Raw genomic sequence first — 17,262 nt, 5'->3', positions numbered from 1 at the left:
AAAATGGCTGTTTAGGTTGAGCTTTTCTGACTTTAAATTAATTGATTATCTCTAATTCATTTTTTTGTGATTTTTTTATCATTTTATTCAGATAAATAGTGAATAAATTCAATAGAATAAGTTTGTTATTTTGGATTGATTACGCTATTTTGTTAAAAAAATACAATTGAGAAATGTTAGGTGAATTTAAAAGCATTCTTGTGGTTTGCTGGGGCTGGTTGTTTACTACAGGCTTGTACAAGCATTAATACTTCAACATCTGATACATTTAAACAATATGCGTCTCCGCAAGAAATGATTGATAAGAAAAATATCAATGATAATCAACGGTCATTTAAAGAATATGTTTATGATTGGGGACCTAAACAAGGTCATCAAATGGTACTGTCATTGACACCGAAAACTTATTTAAACAGTTATTGTGTTGCTAAAGGTGGGCGTTTTAGCCAAGTTCAAACCAGTACGATGAATCTGGTCAAAGATGTATGGACAAAGAAATTATTGAATACCTATAGCAGTGTCAAACAAGGAATTGGTGCATATCACTGTGTCGAAACGAATGGTCAACAATGGTATGTTTCAATTGAACCGTTATCTGAACGAAAGCTAGAGCAGAGTGAAACCCGTGCTGTTATCTTGCAAACCAAAATTATATCTCTGGATGAATTAAAAAAACTGTATAACACTAAATCCAATGTCACAAATGCCCAGCAAGAAAAGAAAGCAAAAAATCATCCTGCTAAAAGTACTGAAATAAAAGCCAATAATTCAAAAAATACACCTGTAAATATTGCCGTGAAAACTGCTCCTATAAAACCGATCGAGGAAAAGAAACCAGTTACGCAGATTGTGGAGGAAGTGAAAGAAAAACCGCAAACTGAAAAAGTAGTGACCACACCACAAGCACAGCAAATGCAATTATATAGCGCTGCACGTAAAGATTTAGGACGTGGACAAAATCAGATTAATGCCTGTAATAATGCTGAACGCGCCTATAATTATGGGCGTTTACATGGAGCAAGTGGAATCAATGTCTATGCAGAATCAGGTGTTTTAGTGGCAAGATGTTTAACCAATGTACCGAGTTATAGTCAACGGTTCTCTAATCCGCAAGATCGAGCTAAACGGATTTTGCAGAATTTATCCACCAACCAAAATCATGCAGTTGCGAAACATATGTTAAAACAAATGAAGTGATAATGACTTGGTCGTGGTAGCTCAGTGGCATTGATTCAAACCTCAATTAGTCTAAGATTCTTACAAGCAAATGAAATATTGCTTTGATGAGATTGAAGATTGAGCGAATGATCAGTTGAAAAATAACCTCAACAATAAATTCTTTTATAAAGCTTCCTAGTTTTTTTAAGATGCGAAAGACCCATTTGAACATTGCACTGATTTTTTTAAAGATATAATCAAATATCATTATAAAAGGTTTATGTTTATGCAATAGCCAGCACTGTTGGAGTTTGCTTATGCTGATTCTTGGAGGATGCTTACAAAAAATCAGCATGTACAGCCAAATCGAGAAAATAATACCTATACCTGAGAGTGTGATGTACAACATTGACATAAAGTTTTGTTTTTAATTTTCACATGATGTTTGTAGTGTATTCTAATCACATTCATGTCAATTTTTTTAGATAATGATCAATTTCTAAAAAAGACATTCAAAAGTATGTATCAAAAAGTATGTATAGAAAAATGCTCAGAAACAAGCGAACCAAAGAATCAACAGACTGGAAACAATACATTTTCAATTTATTTGAATTTTAGTGTTGTGCCTGAAAATGAGAACTTGATCAATTTACAGAGTCACAAAAGTGCTGATTCATCATTTATGTTAAAACTGGATCAGTCTTCAATTGGAAATTTTCCCATGTCACGCCCAGTTCTTTCCTTTATTTCAAATCAGTTCTCAAAACTTGGACGCACTGTGTTGATCGCTAGCGCATTGATGGGAACTGCACAATTTGCTGTTGCAGGACCCACAGTCGACCAACTTAGCGATTGTTTAGTCAAAGCGACAACTGCGACAGATAAAACCACTGTATTGCAATGGACTTTTGCCGCCTTATCAGCTCATCCTGACTTAAAAGCATTGAGCAATGTCAGTGATGCTCAAAGAACCCAACTTGATCAGAAATTCGCTCAGGTTTTACAACGTGTTATTGTTGAACAGTGTTCTGCACAAGCCAAAGCTGTTATTCAAACTGAAGGTTTACAAGCTGTAGGTGATAGTTTTCAAGAATTAGGACGTAGTACAGGAGAAGATATTGTTAAAAACCCTGAGGTGAAGAAACAGTTACAGGGTGTACTACGTTATGTTGACTTAAACAAATTGGTGATGACATTTTTAACTCCTGATATTTGGAATAAATTGGGTACGATTCGTCAATAAATCATCTTTCTAAGTATCTTTAGCAAAGTGCATTTTGTTCACTATATGAATTAAAAATTGTAATGCTATCCCCTGACTCTTTCTTATTTATGATTAAGGAGGGTAGAGGGGTATCCACAAAAAAAATTAAACTTAAACTGATTTTATGCCCATAAATTATAGTTGCTTGCACCTTATTGAAAGATTGGTTTTTTAAACTATTTACATGCTATCTTGATGATTGAATTGTAAGAATGCGCTAGGTCAATGGAATGGATTTTGTAAAACTGTTTCTTTATAAACAATGGTCAGATCAACGCTTATTCAAAGCCATTGCACAGATCGATCAAGAAAAATATTTAGATGAATATCAATTTGCCAAGCAGCAATTCAATCATATGATCATTGTCGAAGAGTTATTTCGAGCCCGACTAGAACATAAAAAAGCGTTACATACACAGACCAATACTGAAGTTTTACCTGCATTTGATGAGTTACAACAACGGATTGAACATTCTCATGCATGGTGGATTGGATTTGTAGAAAATATTCAATCAGATCAACTTGCTGAAATTGTGCATTTTCAATTTATCGATAAAAAAACAGGCTCTCTTTCAATAGAAGAAATTCTTTTTCATATCATCAATCATGGCACATACCATCGGGGGAATATTGCCCATGCTTTGCATCATGCTCAAGTGATTCATCCAGCGGATACATATACAGTTTTTATTCATCAACATGAACCTGAGCGTAGAGCTGGCTAGAGCATTTCATTTTCCAAATATTAAATTAAAATTTTTAACAATAGACCCAGACCTATGGACAAGAAAGCAGTCAAGATTTTACTTAAAACTATGAAGCACTCTCAGGATGAATGCTTAGAAAATTGGTTTTATTGGGACAGGTATATGAAATTTATTACGGATGATGAATTTGAATACGCAAAAAGTCATTCAGTCATGTTTGAACCAGAGACAATAAGCCACAATGAGATTTGTAAAAGAATCAAAAAAGCAGTGGATCATATTGAAAAGCACGATGTCGTAAATGCATTTATCTATAGCCTTAGCACCCGACAATTAGAATATCGTTCCTTTTTATCAAGTTATTGTATTGGCAAAAGTTTAATTGAACATGATTTTGTAGCGAGCCCAGAGCCGAATTCAACAATCTGTACTGTATGCGGTCTACATCGATTTGAATTTGAAGATCCGATTGAATTTAATACGATGAATTATTTCAAATATAAACATGGGAGTTGTACAGAGAATTTGATTTCAGTTCTATTCGATTTAGAGCAGTTTCCTAGACTTCCTGTTGTTAAACCAAGTGAGGGAGATTTCAGTATTCTCGATCAACTCAAATCAATTATTGAGCATGCACAACCCAACGACAGAATTGCGCAATTGAAAAAGAGTATTGCTCAAGCTGTTAAATCAAATGATGAAGAACGTTTGGGGCTTTTAGAAATTTTTGGTGTGATTGGTATTTTGCATGATGATGAACATTTTGGCTATGTAGACCAATATGTGACTTATCCTGAAAGGGTACATCGCCCTATTAGAAATGATGATGTAAACTATCCTACACGATGGTGGCAAGGAAAGTTTGGCGTTGATCAAGAGAAATGGGATTATTGGTTTAAGAGTAAATAATCAGCAGTAGATATAAGGCATGGCATTGAAAGCTTTATAAGATTAAACAATAGATTTATCGCATTGATTTTATTAATCTAGAAATTACATTTAATGAATGAGCTTTTCAATGCATTGACTACAAGAGATTTTTGCTTTCTGAAATAAAAAATAAGTCCTATGATCGTATCAATTGTTTTATAGATTGGTTAAGATTTAATTGTCAAAATTCAACCAATACGTATAATTAATTAAATGATACGTATGAGGTAAAATCTTATGCAAGCGAAATTGACCTTATCTATAAATAAAAAAGTGATTGAACGGGCGAAAATTTATGCTCAGGAACATGAGCAGAGTGTTTCGAGTTTGGTTGAAGCTTATTTAGATCGTATTTCAGCACACACTGAAACTTCCAGTAATTTTCAAGCACCTATTACTGGAGGTTTAATCGGTATGTTTGCCGATCAAGACCAAGGGCAGGATTATAAGACACTCCTTTCTGAAGCTCGTATGGAAAAACATAAATGAGCGAGCGGATATTTATTGATTCTGATGTGATTTTGGATGTGGCTTTAGCGCGTCAGCCTTTTGTTAAGGCAAGTCAAATTGTTTTAGCGCTGTGTGAGAAAGGGCAATTTACAGGATGCGTTTCTTCGAACAGTATTGCCAATATCTACTATATTTTGCGTAAGTTGGGGATGATGAAAAAGCTCGTCTTTTTATTCAACAACTTTTAAAATTTTTGGTGATCATCCCTGTTGATCATGTTGGGATTTCCCAAGCGCTGGTGTCTAAGTTTTCTGATTCTAAAGATGCAATTCAATATTTTTCTGCGTTGAGTTTTGGTTGCCACAAAATCGTGACGAGAAATATTAAAGATTATAAATTTGCTGAAATAAGTGTTGTTTTACCAAGTGTTTTTGTGGAGTGATGGTACTTTGCTACAGGAAAAATTGAAAAAACAATAGATTTGAATATATGCCAATTTTTTTAAAGCTAAACATACCAATGCTTTAAAAAAGAAAACCCGCTATAAAGCGGGTTTTCTTTTAAAATTAAATCAACTTAACCAATCAATTTCTTCATCAATTCATTGACTTGAGCAGGGTTGGCTTTACCACGAGAAGCTTTCATCACTTGACCGACTAGACCGTTAAATGCTTTCTCTTTACCAGATTTATACTCTTCAACCATTTTTTCATTGGCAGCAAGTACTTCTTTGATAATAGCTTCAATTGCGCCTGTATCAGTTTCCTGTTTCAAGCCTTTTTCAGCAATAATGGCATCGGCAGTTTTGCCTTCTTCCCACATAAAGCCAAAGACTTGCTTGGCAATCTTACCGCTAATCGTGTTGTCGACAATACGTGCGATCATACCGCCTAACTGTTCAGCAGAAACAGGAGAGTCAGCTAACTCTAAGCCAGCTTTATTTAAAGCACCTGAGAACTCACCCATCACCCAGTTTGCCGCAACTTTACCTTGAGCTGCGCCACCAGAAGCTGCAACAACCGCTTCATAGAAGTCTGCTAATTCACGAGAAAGTGTTAATACATGTGCATCATATTCAGTCACAGCGAAATCTGCGATAAAACGTGCACGACGTGCTTTCGGCAACTCAGGAAGAGTCGCACGTGCCGCTTCGATTTGTTCATCCGCAATGATCACAGGCAACAAATCAGGGTCAGGGAAGTAACGATAGTCGTTGGCTTCTTCCTTAGAACGCATTGAACGTGTTTCCATTTTATTTGGATCGAACAAACGCGTTTCCTGATCAATTGAACCACCTTCTTCTAAGATGTCCATTTGGCGTTGGATTTCAACATTGATGGCTTGTTCGATAAAACGGAATGAGTTGAGGTTTTTTAACTCACAACGTGTACCAAATGGTTGTCCTGGACGACGTAATGACACGTTACAGTCAGCACGGAATGAACCTTCAGCCATGTTACCGTCAGAAATTCCTAACCAACGCACCAAAGTGTGAATAGATTTGATATAGGCAACAGCTTCTTCCACAGAGCGCATATCAGGTTCAGAGACAATTTCAAGTAAAGGTGTACCAGCACGGTTTAAGTCGATACCAGACATGCCTTCAAATTGATCGTGGATTGATTTACCTGCATCCTCTTCCAAATGTGCACGAGTTACGCCTATACGCTTCACTGTGCCATCTTCAAGCTGAATGTCGATATGACCTAGCCCAACGATAGGATTGTCCATCTGGCTGATTTGGTAGCCTTTTGGAGAGTCTGGGTAAAAGTAGTTCTTACGTGCAAATACCGATGCTTGATCAATATAGGCATCAATACCCAAACCAAAACGAATCGCAAGATCAACCACTGCTTGGTTGAGTACTGGCAATACACCCGGCATCGCTAAATCAACAAGGCTGGCTTGAGTGTTTGGATCTTGACCGAATTCAGTCGAAGAACCTGAGAAAATTTTAGACTGAGTTGCAAGCTGAGTGTGAATCTCAATCCCGATAACAACTTCCCATCCGTCAATCAACTTTGAAGGTGCTAATTTTTGAGCTTCAGTCATTATGCATTCTCCTCAGCAATTGTCGCACGTTTGGTATGCCAGTCCGTGTTTTGTTGATATTGATGAACAATCGACAACAGTTGTGATTCTGACCAGTAGTTACCAATAAGCTGCAAGCCTACAGGTAAGCTGTCTTTGTCAAAACCAACAGGTGCATTGATGGCTGGTAAACCTGCCAAGTTTACAGCAAGCGTATAAATATCGCCTAAATACATTTCAGTAGGGCTGAGGTTTGCGCCAATTTTGTAAGCTGTGGTTGGTGCAGAAGGTGCAGCAATTACATCAACATTTTCAAATGCAGTTAAGAAGTCTTGTTGAATGAGACGACGTACTTTTTGTGCTTTTACATAATAAGCATCGTAATAACCCGCTGAAAGGGCATAAGTCCCAATCAAAATACGACGTTGCACTTCAGCACCAAATGCTTCAGAGCGAGAGCGTTTATGTAAATCTAAAATATCTTTTGGATTTTCACAACGATAGCCATAACGAACACCATCATAACGTGACAAGTTTGAAGATGCTTCAGCAGGCGCAATCAGATAATAGGTCGGTACATAAGCTTCAGTCATGTTGAGATCAATCTCAACCAAAATGGCACCCATGTTTTCCAATGTTTTTAACGACTCTTCAACACGTGCTTTGACCTCAGCATCTAAACCTTGAACATTGAAGTATTGTTTTGGAATACCAATACGCAAGCCTTTCACTGCTGTTGCATTTAAGTTTGCAACATAGTCATCCACTTCTTTGTTGATTGATGTTGAATCTTTTGCATCATGACCTGCGATGGTGTTCATGAGAAAGGCACAGTCTTCAGCAGAACGTGCCATAGGTCCACCTTGATCTAATGATGATGCGAAAGCAATCATCCCGAAACGAGAGACACGACCATAAGTTGGTTTTAGACCTGTCAAACCACAGAATGATGCAGGTTGACGAATAGATCCCCCTGTATCTGTGCCCGTTGCAAAAGGTGCAAGATCAGCGGCAACAACTGCAGCAGAACCACCAGAAGAACCACCCGGAACATGTTCTAAATTCCATGGGTTTTTCGTCGCACCATAAAATGAACTTTCAGAGGTAGAGCCCATGGCAAACTCGTCCATGTTCACTTTACCCAACGTCACTAAACCAGCGGCTTTTGCTTTGGCTACAACAGTCGCATCATAAGGTGAAATAAAATTATCCAACATTTTTGAACCCGCAGAAGTTTTAATTCCTTGAGTACAGAAAATATCTTTATGTGCCAGCGGAACGCCAGCCAAAGTACCCGCCGTGCCATTTTTTAATAAATTGTCAGCAGCATCAGCTTGAGCCAAAGCATATTCGGGAGTAACCGTTACATACGAATTAACACGATCATCAAGTTTCGCAATACGGTCTAAATAATGTTGAGTCAACTCGCGAGATGAAAATTGTGCAGATTTTAAACCTTCTGCCATTTCACGAATCGATAAACGGTGTAAATCAGTCATGAGTACAATTCTTTACGATTAATTTTTAAAAATAAGTTTAACTGATCAAATATTATTCAATCACTCTCGGAACAAGGTACAAACCATCCTGAACTGCAGGAGCAATGGCTTGATATTCTTCACGATGGTTGCTTTCCGATACAACATCTGGACGAAGTGGTTGTGGATGATCGAATGGGCTCTTAAGTGGCTCAACACCATCGGTATTGATCGCTTTTAAGGTCTCCATCATCCCTAAGATTTTATTTAAACTTTGAGCATATTCAGCAGATTGCGTATCATTCAGCGACAATCGAGCAAGATTGGCGATTTGTGATACAGTTTGTGCATTTAATTCTGCAGAATGCTGAACATCTGAACTTGACATGATGTCTCACCTAATCAGTTTTAAAAAAATTCAAAATATCGTGCGTTATAATAAGCGATTGACTTGTTCAAATCATCACATTTAGTTAAAGTTGCCATCTTGCGTCCATATAAAGTTTAAACTGAGAACGACCCGTGATTCTAAAACGACTAATTGGCTTGTTTTCGCCAGATCTAGCCATTGATTTAGGTACTGCAAATACACTTATTTATGCACCAGGAAGGGGCATTATATTAAACGAACCGACAGTTGTGGCGATTCGTCACAGTGGTTCGCAGAAAATTGTTGCAGCTGTGGGTTTAGATGCTAAGCAAATGCTTGGTCGTACCCCAGCCAATATTTCTGCAATCCGTCCGATGAAGGATGGTGTTATTGCTGATTTCGAAGTCACTGAAACCATGTTAAATCAATTTATTGGTAAAGTGCATGAAAAACGCCTATTCCCACCTGCGCCTCGTGTTGTGGTTTGTGTACCGTGTAAATCAACTTTGGTAGAGCGCCGTGCGATTCGTGAAGCTGTATTCAATGCTGGTGCCCGTGATGTACGTTTGATTGAAGAGCCTATGGCTGCTGCGATCGGTGCGGGTATGCCTGTAGAGCAAGCATGCGGTTCTATGGTCGTTGATGTTGGTGGCGGTACAACTGAAATTGCCATCATTTCCCTACAAGGGTGTGTATACGCAGATTCTTTACGTATCGGCGGTGATGTGTTTGATGAACAAATTATTAATTATGTACGTAAAGCACATGGTTGTGTAATTGGTGAAACGACTGCTGAGACCATCAAAAAAGAAGTTGGAATGGCAGTAGCAGACGGCAAGACTTTAGAAATTGAAGTTCGTGGTCGTAACCTTGCTGAAGGTGTTCCACGCGCAATTACAGTGACTTCTGATGAAATCACGCAAGCGATTGCTGATCCATTACAAAGTATTGTATCTGCTGTGAAATCTGCACTTGAACAAACTCCACCAGAATTATCTTCAGATATTGCTGAACGTGGAATAGTTTTAACAGGCGGTGGAGCATTATTGCGTAATTTGGATAAATTACTTGCCCAAGAGACAGGTCTACCTGTTGTTGTTGCTGAAGATCCTTTAACTTGTGTGACTCGTGGCGGTGGAAAAGTCTTAGAATTCTTTGACAATCCAAACCATGATATGCTTTTTGTAGGCTAAACTATACTCGATTAAGTTTAAGGATGAGGCGGTGCAACCGAATCTCTTTTCAAGACAACCGCCATCTTTTCGCTCTTTTATCATTGCGGTCATCACTTGCTTGGTAGTGTTGTTCTTTAACTGGCGCATGCCTCAAGTGATTCAACCTGCAAGAGAGGTCTTGTATGCGGCATATAATCCAATTTATGCCTTAGCAAGTTATCCTGTATTGTCGAAAGAATGGCTGAATCAACAAACAAAATCTGAAGCTCAGTTGCGTCGCGAAAACACTGCGATGCAAGCTGAATTGCTTCAGGCTCAGGTTCGTCTGCAAAAACTCTCAGAACTTTCTGCTGAAAATACCCGTTTACGAGGATTACTCGATACACCGTTAATTATTGATGGACGTATGGAGATTGCGGAAGTGATTGGAACAGATGCTGATCCATTACGTCATATCATTATCATCAACCGTGGTTCAGCCAATCATCTTAAAGTCGGTCAAACTGTTTTAGATGATAAAGGGATCATGGGGCAGATCATCAACGTTTATCCTCATAGTAGTCGTGTAATGCTGCTTTCTGATAAAGAACATTCTTTATCTGTACGACTTGAAAGCTCAGGTATGCGAGCCATCGTGACAGGTACAGGTGATTTAGGGCATTTGAAAATGGAATATGTTCCAACGAGTGCCAACATCAAAGTGGGTGATAAGGTTTATAGTTCTGGTTTAGGTCAGCATTTTCCAGCGGGCTATTTGGTCGGTGCTGTGTCTAAAGTGATGCGACATAATACTGGAGAGTTTGCACAAATTGATGTTGTTCCAGCTGCACAGTTAGCCGGTGGGCATCACGTTGTAGTACTTTTCTCGGATTCATTAGCGATGGAGCAGCCAAATGTTGATCGCTAAAAAGTTACCATCAGAAAAACAGCGTAAAGATCCGCTATGGATTATCATTGTTTCAATCGTAATTGCTTCGATTTTGATGGTCTATCCGATGTCCTATGCAATAGCAGGATGGCGTCCACTTTATATGTTTTTAATCATGCTATTTTGGGTGCTGTGTCAGCCAACTTGGTGTGGTATCTGGTTTGCATTTACGCTGGGTCTGTTTACTGATCTTTTGCTAGATGCACCTTTGGGCATGAATGCATTAAGTTATGTGCTGATTGCTTTTTTAACACGTTATTTTATTCGAGAGAGACGCGTGCTGACATTTAGTAACCTTTGGGTGATTAGTATGTTGGCGATTCTTGCACATTTAACCTTTACCTTTATGGCGCAAGTGATGGCAGGAACGCATTTTTCGATAACACGTCATTGGCAAACTTTGATTTCCAGTATTTTTTGCTGGCCAATTCTTTATTATTTATTAAAAAGATGGCGCATTTAATTCTTGCTTCAAGCTCGCCAAGGCGTCAAGAGCTGTTGTTACAACTGGGCTTGGCGTTTGACGTGCATAGCCCGGATGTTGATGAATCTGTAAATGAACATGAGCAGATTGATCACTATGTGTCGCGTTTGGCAAAAAGTAAAGCGCAAGCCGTTCTAAGCTTGTATCCTGAGGCGACCATCGTTGCTGCGGATACCAGTTTGGTTTTTGCTGATCAAATTATAGGTAAGCCAGCATCCAAACAGCATGCTTTCGAAATCTGGGGAGTATTGTCAGGGCGGAAACATGAGGTGCTGACAGGAGTTTGTGTTGCAAATGCCAATCAATTATTGAGTACCGTGGTTCGCACAGAAGTTGAGTTTCAAGCGTTAAGTCTCAAAGATATGGAAGACTATTGGGCAACAGGTGAACCTCTAGGCAAAGCGGGTGGATATGCAATTCAAGGCATTGCTGCGAAATATGTGACACGGATAAATGGTAGTTATAGCAATGTGGTTGGGCTACCATTACATGAAACGATACAATTACTTGATCGTCTAGATCAATGCAGTTGAGGCACGAAATTAACTGCAAAAAAGAATTTTTATAATGTTTTGAGTTGAGTTATGTCTGACGAGTTACTGATTAACGTCACACCTATGGAGTGTCGTGTGGCGTTAATTCAAAATGGTACGGTCAATGAACTGTTTGTTGAGCGAACTGTTAAAAGAGGGTTGGTCGGTAATATTTACAAAGGAAAGGTTGTGCGTGTCCTACCCGGGATGCAAGCTGCTTTTGTGGATATTGGCTTGTCTCGTACTGCATTTTTACATATCAATGATATGATTTGGCCACGTCATCAGCCCACGCCGAATGTTTTTGAACTCTTACAACCCGGTCAGATTCTAACAGTACAAGTGATGAAAGATATGTTAGGCACTAAAGGTGCACGACTGAGTACGGATCTTTCTATTCCTTCACGTTATCTGGTTTTGATGCCTTATGGTAGTCATATTGGTGTATCACAGCGGATTGAATCTGAAGAAGAGCGTGACCGTTTGCGTTCAATGATTGAAAGGATTCAAGAAGAGCATAAGCTTCCTGGTTCAGTCATTGTCCGTACTGCAGCTGATGGAATTGATGAAGCATCTATCGCGCAGGATATGGCTTATTTAGCGAAGCTTTGGGAATTTATTCAGAAAAAGCAAAAAATTATTGCAGTTCCCTCACTGATTTTTGAAGAACTTCCATTACCTCAACGTGTGATTCGTGATCTCGCCAATGAAGACACTGCTACAATTTATGTTGATTCACGTGAAATACATGCAAAGTTACAAGAGTTTGTAGCAGAGTTTGTTCCGAGTATGGGCAGTCGTTTACAACACTATCCAGGAGAGCGTCCACTTTTTGATTTGTACAATGTTGAAGAAGACATTCAAAAAGCATTACAAACTCGGGTTGCATTAAAGTCTGGTGGTTATTTAATGATTGACCAGACGGAGGCAATGACCACGATTGATGTCAATACAGGTTCTTATGTGGGTGGTCGTACGCTTGAAGATACAGTCTTCAAAACCAATATGGAAGCCACCCAAGTCATCGCTCGACAGTTACGTTTACGTAATTTAGGCGGCATTATCATTATTGATTTCATCGATATGCAGGAAGCTGTACATCGTGAAGAAGTCATGAACCAGTTTGAGAAGATGCTTGAGCGTGATCATGCCAAGACAAAAATTACCCAAGTGTCTGAACTTGGTTTGGTGGAAATGACACGTAAACGTACACGTGAATCACTGGAACATTTGTTATGTGAATCATGTCCAACCTGTCAGGGGCGTGGATTTGTGAAAACAGCAGAGACAGTGTGTTACGAAATTTTTCGAGAAATCCTTAGATATACACGAGCTTATGAATCTCAGAGTGGCTTTACTGTTATCGGTCATCCATCTGTGATTGATCGGCTGTTAACTGCAGAAGCCCCAGCTGTCGCGGATTTGGAGCATTTTATTAATCGTGTGATTAAATTCCAAGTTGAAAATTTATACACGCAAGAGCAATACGATATCATTTTAAGTTGAAATTGTAACAGGATGTCGTTAAACAGTTGTTACATCTGAAATTTTACTTTTTGAGCTGATTTCACAATACTAGATTACAAAGGTAGCCAAAGACTCTCTCCCTACCAGTCTTAGCAAGTGAGGTCATAAAATGAGCGTAAGTGAACAATTAATAAGTCGCGGTATCAAACATGTATTAGAAAACCAACCAAAGAATACATGTGTAATGTTGGATGACAATGGTCAAGAAGTGAAAATTACCAAAGACATGGTTGTAAATGTCTGTCACCAATTACTCAATAAGTGTCGTAACGTAAAAGATTAAGGGGCATTAATAAGCCCCTTAATTTTTTTAGCATTAAATTTTCGTGAATTGAATCTAAGAACAAAAAAATAAATCTAAATAGAAGATTGAGTAGAAAAGCCTAAGCAGGCTTTTCTACTGTGTTGGACTCAACAATCAGATCTTGTGCATAGACTTGTGTATCTTCGTTTTTTTCAACTGCCTTTTCAGCAGCTTTTTGCGTGATATTTTTCTGAGTAATCAGCTGTTCAAATTTTTGAATCTCATTCTCTAAATGTGTCAGTAGATTTTGCAACTTTGGTAAAGATTTACGGCAGCCAGTTAAACCCACTTCCAACTTATCTAGATAACTGGTCATAGTAATATTTAATGCCTGACCATCTAGCACAATTGATGCTGGGTAGAGGGCATCCAGTTTAGCACCATTCCAATATAGTGGTTCTCTTGGACCGGGTACGTTAGAAATAATCACATTAAACGCCTGACGCTTAGGCATAAGCCCTGATGCAATGTTGATTCCCGCAGCACCAAAAACAAAAGCACTATAGTTCAGAATTTGGTCTGAACTCATACGTTTAAAGCGATTCTTTGCATTTTGCACACTACGTCGAATGATGTCTAAACGTTCTAATGGATCTTCTTTATGCGTGCCTAAATTCGCTAAAATCATGGTGATACGATTACTCATATCTGAATCATCATCACGAAGAGAAGCAGGCACCATCGCAATGAGCGGTTTCTTAGGAAGTGCGTCTTGAGTAATTAAATAATCACGGATTGCGCCAGAGCAAACTGCGAGTACGACATCATTGATGGTTACACCCAGTGCTTTGGAAATATTTCTAAAACGATCTAGTTCAAAAGATTGGGCTGCAAAACGACGCGAAGAGCTTACTCGTTGATTAAATAAACTGCTCGGGGCTTGAAAGCTTGAAACATAATCAGGATTTTTCCCCATTTCTTTAAAGACTGTTTGAAATAATTCCTGAGTTACTTTTGGTGCTGCTTCGACTTGCCCCTTTAACGCGGCAAAAACTTTTTTGACTCGTCCAAGTTTGGTTTCTTTAAGACGTTTGGCACGTTTGCCTTCAACACACCAAGGGGGAACAATGGTTTTGGAATGCTCATCTTTAGAGAAAGACTTTTCTAAAAGACGCATACCTGCTACACCGTCAATCATTGCATGGTGGATCTTAAAGTACATGGCAAAACGATTGCCTTCGATCCCTTCAATGATATGACAGGTCCAAAGCGGTTTTGCACGATCAATCAGTGCGCTATGTTCTTGTGAAATATAAACCAATAATTCACGGATACGCCCGGGATGAGGTAAGGCGATATGACGGAAATGGTGGTCGATATCAAATTCTTCATCTTCGTCCCAAAATAAGCCATTGAGACGATTGTTAAATGGTGGAACCGGAATAGACTTTGAATTGCGAATATCAGCGACAAGGTCTTGTATAAACGTCGATGGTGCATGTTCAGGTATTTGGAATAAGAACAATCCACCAACATGCATCGGTTGTTGTCTTTTTTCTAAATTTAAAAAAATGAAATCAATGGGGTGTAATGGGCGCATGGTCTTGGATTGCCTCACTGCAATTTCTACAACAACTCATTTATGAGTGTTAGATTGTTAGAATTATAGAACCGAGTAAATAGTATAAAACTTTTTCAGGGATAAAATCCAAGCATTTCGATGAATGTAAAGTTTACAAAAAGTCATTAAATTTAATGACTTTTTTTTTACCATTATTTTTTTAAGTTACCCGCATGTAAACCGCATTCTTTATGCGTTGCTTCTTCCCACCACCAACGACCTTCACGTTCATGCTGATTTGGAAGCACTGGGCGAGTACATGGCTCACAACCGATTGATATAAAACCTTTTTCATGTAAAGGATTATAAGGAATTTCCATCATGCGGATATAGTTCCATACATCTGCACTGGACCAGTTCGCCAAAGGATTGTATTTGATCAGCTGTTTTCCTTCACCTGAAAAACCTGCATCAGCTTGAATGACAGGAATCTCTGTACGTGTTCCTGGGCTTTGATCTTTACGTTGACCTGTAATCCAACCATCTAAAGTTGCCAGTTTTTTACGTAAAGGCTGTACTTTTCGGATACCACAGCATTCTTTATGATCGTCTTGGTAAAAACTGAATAAGCCTTTTTCATTGACCAATTGCTGAACAGCTTCTGATTCAGGAAAGCAAATCTCAATTTTAATACCGTAGTGCTTACGCACAGTATCGATAAACTGATAAGTTTCAGGATACAAGCGTCCAGTATCTAAACTAAATACACGAAATGGCTTGCCTAAATTATGTGCCATATCAATCAGAACAACATCTTCTGCGCCAGAAAATGAAATTGCGATTTCACCCTCTTGAGAAAGTGCAAGTTCTAAAATTTCAGAAGGGGATTTGTCTGCATACTCTGTTGCTAGCGCGTCAACAAGATCTATGGTGGGAATGGCGGTCATATCTGCTCCTGGCAGTTAGCTTGAAGCTATGTTGTTCATCAACATTCTTAAAAGATATTTTAATTTAAGCATTTTAGCAAAAATTAAAGCAATTCAACTTTGTGTGAATGTTATCTTTGAGATGTGCAGATATTTTAAAGTAAATGAAATATCGTGCTTAGCAGATTAATTAAAATACTTATGAATAAAAAAGATTTAATCGATGGATTTATCTGAAGGGTAAAATACCAAAGATACTTAATCGGATATGGATAAAAGCAGCATAATGCTCTCACCAACACATGCTATCATTGATCAATGATTCGCTATCTCATTCTACAGCAAGGTTTTTATTAATCAGTGCCTTGTTAAGCTGTTTCACAGTCTTATTTTATAAGTATTTGAATATTCTTTTAGGAATCTGATCAGATAATCCAGATTTTTTCATTTTATTGGCATAAATCAAATAATTTGACCGAGCTTGGCTTTGATTTTTTAAAGCCAAATAAGCATCAGCTAAATTTAGATAAGCGACTGTCCGATTTGGATCGAGCTGTATAACCTTTTTCAAAATTTCTAAAGATACTTTAGGATGACCCAATTGATTTAAATAGAAAGCAGCATCATTGAGTTCAACCACATCATCAATGTTATAGGAGGAAAGTTGGCATTGTAGTGTTGTAATTTGTTGTTCTATATTGGATATGTTGTTTTTATTGAGATTTTTCAAAGTATTTGAGGTGTTGTAATGAAAATATGTGACTAAACCTCTACCCCCAGCAATATCATCAACCCAAACAGGTGTGCTTTCTTTCTTATCCCACATTCCACCGCAAGTGTTTGAAAGCATTTTAGGAATAGCGTCAACAATGACCTGATTTTTATCATTGATAATTAGACAGTAATTTTCATTGCCTTTTGCTATAGGTAGACTGAGAAAGGAGTAGTGCTGTGTGCGATATATATAATCCTTTGGAATATCTTTTAATGAGAGACTGACTTGAGCATGGGCGAGATCTAAAGCACTACAATTTGTATAGCCCAGAAAACTATCATTCGCATATACGTAAGTACATATGCTACTCAAGAGAAACGGTGCTATTTTTTTCATAGTGTTGTTTGCCTAAATTAATTTTTACATGACTCAATGATGCGGTGCTTTTGTTCCCGTTTTTATAAGTGTAACAATAACAGTTAAAGCTGAGAGAGTCTCTACATGCAGTTGTTGTACTAAGGATGAATTGTGCTGGTACGATGATCTATGACTATTCAAAATGAATTGAGTTTAAAAAACTTTCAGCATTATTTTTAAACTTTAGTGCTATGATAAGCCCAAAATTTTTAACCGACATTGGGAGAACCCATGGAAATCGTATGTCTTGATCTTGAGGGTGTATTGGTTCCAGAAATCTGGATCAATTTTGCAAAGAAAACAGGGATCAAAGAATTAGAGAGGTGGATCAGGAAATTTGAACAACACTTATAAGTGATATTTT

Annotated in this window: 18 protein-coding genes and 1 pseudogene; 13 read left to right on the top strand and 6 right to left on the bottom strand. The window is 38.2% G+C overall.

Translation table 11 applies throughout. The features are described from left to right. Positions 1-180: 180 nt before the first annotated feature. The 6 genes from I9192_RS16185 (at position 181) to I9192_RS22390 (ending at position 4,757) form a co-directional block, all read left to right on the top strand. Entirely contained in the window at positions 181-1,197 is a 1,017-nt protein-coding gene (locus I9192_RS16185) for a hypothetical protein (RefSeq protein ID WP_200149932.1), read from the top strand. A 682-nt stretch (positions 1,198-1,879) separates the two neighbouring features. Then, positions 1,880-2,401 (top strand): hypothetical protein, encoded by a 522-nt coding sequence (locus I9192_RS16180; RefSeq protein WP_121773867.1) that lies wholly within the window; start codon positions 1,880-1,882, stop codon positions 2,399-2,401. 251 nt (positions 2,402-2,652) lie between these two features. Continuing rightward, positions 2,653-3,147, top strand: coding sequence for a DinB family protein (locus tag I9192_RS16175; RefSeq protein ID WP_042090013.1), 495 nt, complete (start codon positions 2,653-2,655; stop codon positions 3,145-3,147). A gap of 54 nt (positions 3,148-3,201) precedes the next feature. After that, positions 3,202-4,038, top strand: coding sequence for a hypothetical protein (locus I9192_RS16170; RefSeq protein ID WP_200149931.1), 837 nt, complete (start codon positions 3,202-3,204; stop codon positions 4,036-4,038). A gap of 258 nt (positions 4,039-4,296) precedes the next feature. Next, complete coding sequence (locus I9192_RS16165; RefSeq protein WP_151714145.1) at positions 4,297-4,548, top strand: DUF6364 family protein; 252 nt, start codon at positions 4,297-4,299, stop codon at positions 4,546-4,548. After that, positions 4,545-4,757, top strand: a complete 213-nt coding sequence (locus I9192_RS22390; protein ID WP_227567264.1) for a PIN domain-containing protein — start codon at positions 4,545-4,547, stop codon at positions 4,755-4,757. Before I9192_RS16165 ends, I9192_RS22390 begins: the two co-directional genes overlap by 4 nt. Before the next feature lie 328 nt (positions 4,758-5,085). Here I9192_RS22390 and gatB read toward each other — a convergent pair whose 3' ends face one another. The 3 genes from gatB to gatC are packed head-to-tail and all read right to left on the bottom strand — an operon-like array spanning position 5,086 to position 8,406. Continuing rightward, positions 5,086-6,561, bottom strand: a complete 1,476-nt coding sequence (gene gatB / locus I9192_RS16155) for an Asp-tRNA(Asn)/Glu-tRNA(Gln) amidotransferase subunit GatB (RefSeq protein WP_200149930.1) — start codon at positions 6,559-6,561, stop codon at positions 5,086-5,088. Continuing rightward, positions 6,561-8,039, bottom strand: a complete 1,479-nt coding sequence (gatA, locus tag I9192_RS16150) for an Asp-tRNA(Asn)/Glu-tRNA(Gln) amidotransferase subunit GatA (RefSeq protein ID WP_200149929.1) — start codon at positions 8,037-8,039, stop codon at positions 6,561-6,563. Before gatA ends, gatB begins: the two co-directional genes overlap by 1 nt. A 52-nt stretch (positions 8,040-8,091) precedes the next feature. Next, a complete protein-coding gene (gene gatC / locus I9192_RS16145) occupies positions 8,092-8,406 on the bottom strand; it encodes an Asp-tRNA(Asn)/Glu-tRNA(Gln) amidotransferase subunit GatC (RefSeq protein WP_004829513.1) in 315 nt (104 codons plus the stop codon). Positions 8,407-8,540: 134 nt separating this feature from the next. Here gatC and I9192_RS16140 point away from each other — a divergent pair, with 134 nt between their 5' ends. The 6 genes from I9192_RS16140 (at position 8,541) to I9192_RS16115 (ending at position 13,318) form a co-directional block, all read left to right on the top strand. Continuing rightward, positions 8,541-9,581 carry a rod shape-determining protein gene (locus I9192_RS16140; RefSeq protein WP_005033052.1) on the top strand — a complete coding sequence of 347 codons (1,041 nt, stop codon included), beginning with the start codon at positions 8,541-8,543 and terminating at the stop codon, positions 9,579-9,581. Between the two features lie 31 nt (positions 9,582-9,612). Continuing rightward, entirely contained in the window at positions 9,613-10,470 is an 858-nt protein-coding gene (gene mreC / locus I9192_RS16135; RefSeq protein WP_004829512.1) for a rod shape-determining protein MreC, read from the top strand. Continuing rightward, complete coding sequence (mreD, locus tag I9192_RS16130; RefSeq protein ID WP_199959119.1) at positions 10,457-10,954, top strand: rod shape-determining protein MreD; 498 nt, start codon at positions 10,457-10,459, stop codon at positions 10,952-10,954. The genes mreC and mreD overlap by 14 nt, the downstream gene beginning before the upstream one ends. Continuing rightward, entirely contained in the window at positions 10,942-11,508 is a 567-nt protein-coding gene (locus I9192_RS16125; RefSeq protein ID WP_151803866.1) for a Maf family nucleotide pyrophosphatase, read from the top strand. Before mreD ends, I9192_RS16125 begins: the two co-directional genes overlap by 13 nt. Before the next feature lie 51 nt (positions 11,509-11,559). After that, a complete protein-coding gene (gene rng / locus I9192_RS16120) occupies positions 11,560-13,014 on the top strand; it encodes a ribonuclease G (protein WP_004829509.1) in 1,455 nt (484 codons plus the stop codon). A gap of 130 nt (positions 13,015-13,144) precedes the next feature. Beyond that, on the top strand, positions 13,145-13,318 hold the full coding sequence (locus I9192_RS16115) for a PA1571 family protein (RefSeq protein WP_004829508.1): 174 nt from the start codon (positions 13,145-13,147) through the stop codon (positions 13,316-13,318). 100 nt (positions 13,319-13,418) lie between these two features. On the opposite strand, the gene I9192_RS16110 is transcribed toward I9192_RS16115, so the two are convergent. From I9192_RS16110 to I9192_RS16100, 3 genes are all read right to left on the bottom strand, one after another. Further along, positions 13,419-14,879 (bottom strand): WS/DGAT/MGAT family O-acyltransferase, encoded by a 1,461-nt coding sequence (locus I9192_RS16110; protein WP_005033050.1) that lies wholly within the window; start codon positions 14,877-14,879, stop codon positions 13,419-13,421. Between the two features lie 173 nt (positions 14,880-15,052). Then, positions 15,053-15,787: a phosphoadenylyl-sulfate reductase gene (locus tag I9192_RS16105; protein ID WP_005033049.1), complete on the bottom strand. Its 735-nt coding sequence runs from the start codon at positions 15,785-15,787 to the stop codon at positions 15,053-15,055. 370 nt (positions 15,788-16,157) lie between these two features. Further along, the gene (locus tag I9192_RS16100; protein ID WP_005033048.1) at positions 16,158-16,877 is read right to left on the bottom strand and encodes a tetratricopeptide repeat protein; all 720 of its coding nucleotides are present in this window, start codon (positions 16,875-16,877) and stop codon (positions 16,158-16,160) included. A 252-nt stretch (positions 16,878-17,129) separates the two neighbouring features. Between I9192_RS16100 and I9192_RS16095 the strand changes: the two are divergent. Further along, positions 17,130-17,231 (top strand): annotated as a pseudogene (locus I9192_RS16095) (bifunctional phosphoserine phosphatase/homoserine phosphotransferase ThrH); the annotation flags it as partial. Positions 17,232-17,262 lie beyond the last annotated feature (31 nt).

Source organism: Acinetobacter bereziniae (assembly GCF_016576965.1).
Lineage (GTDB): Bacteria > Pseudomonadota > Gammaproteobacteria > Pseudomonadales > Moraxellaceae > Acinetobacter > Acinetobacter bereziniae.
This window is presented reverse-complemented; position numbering and strand designations above follow the sequence as displayed.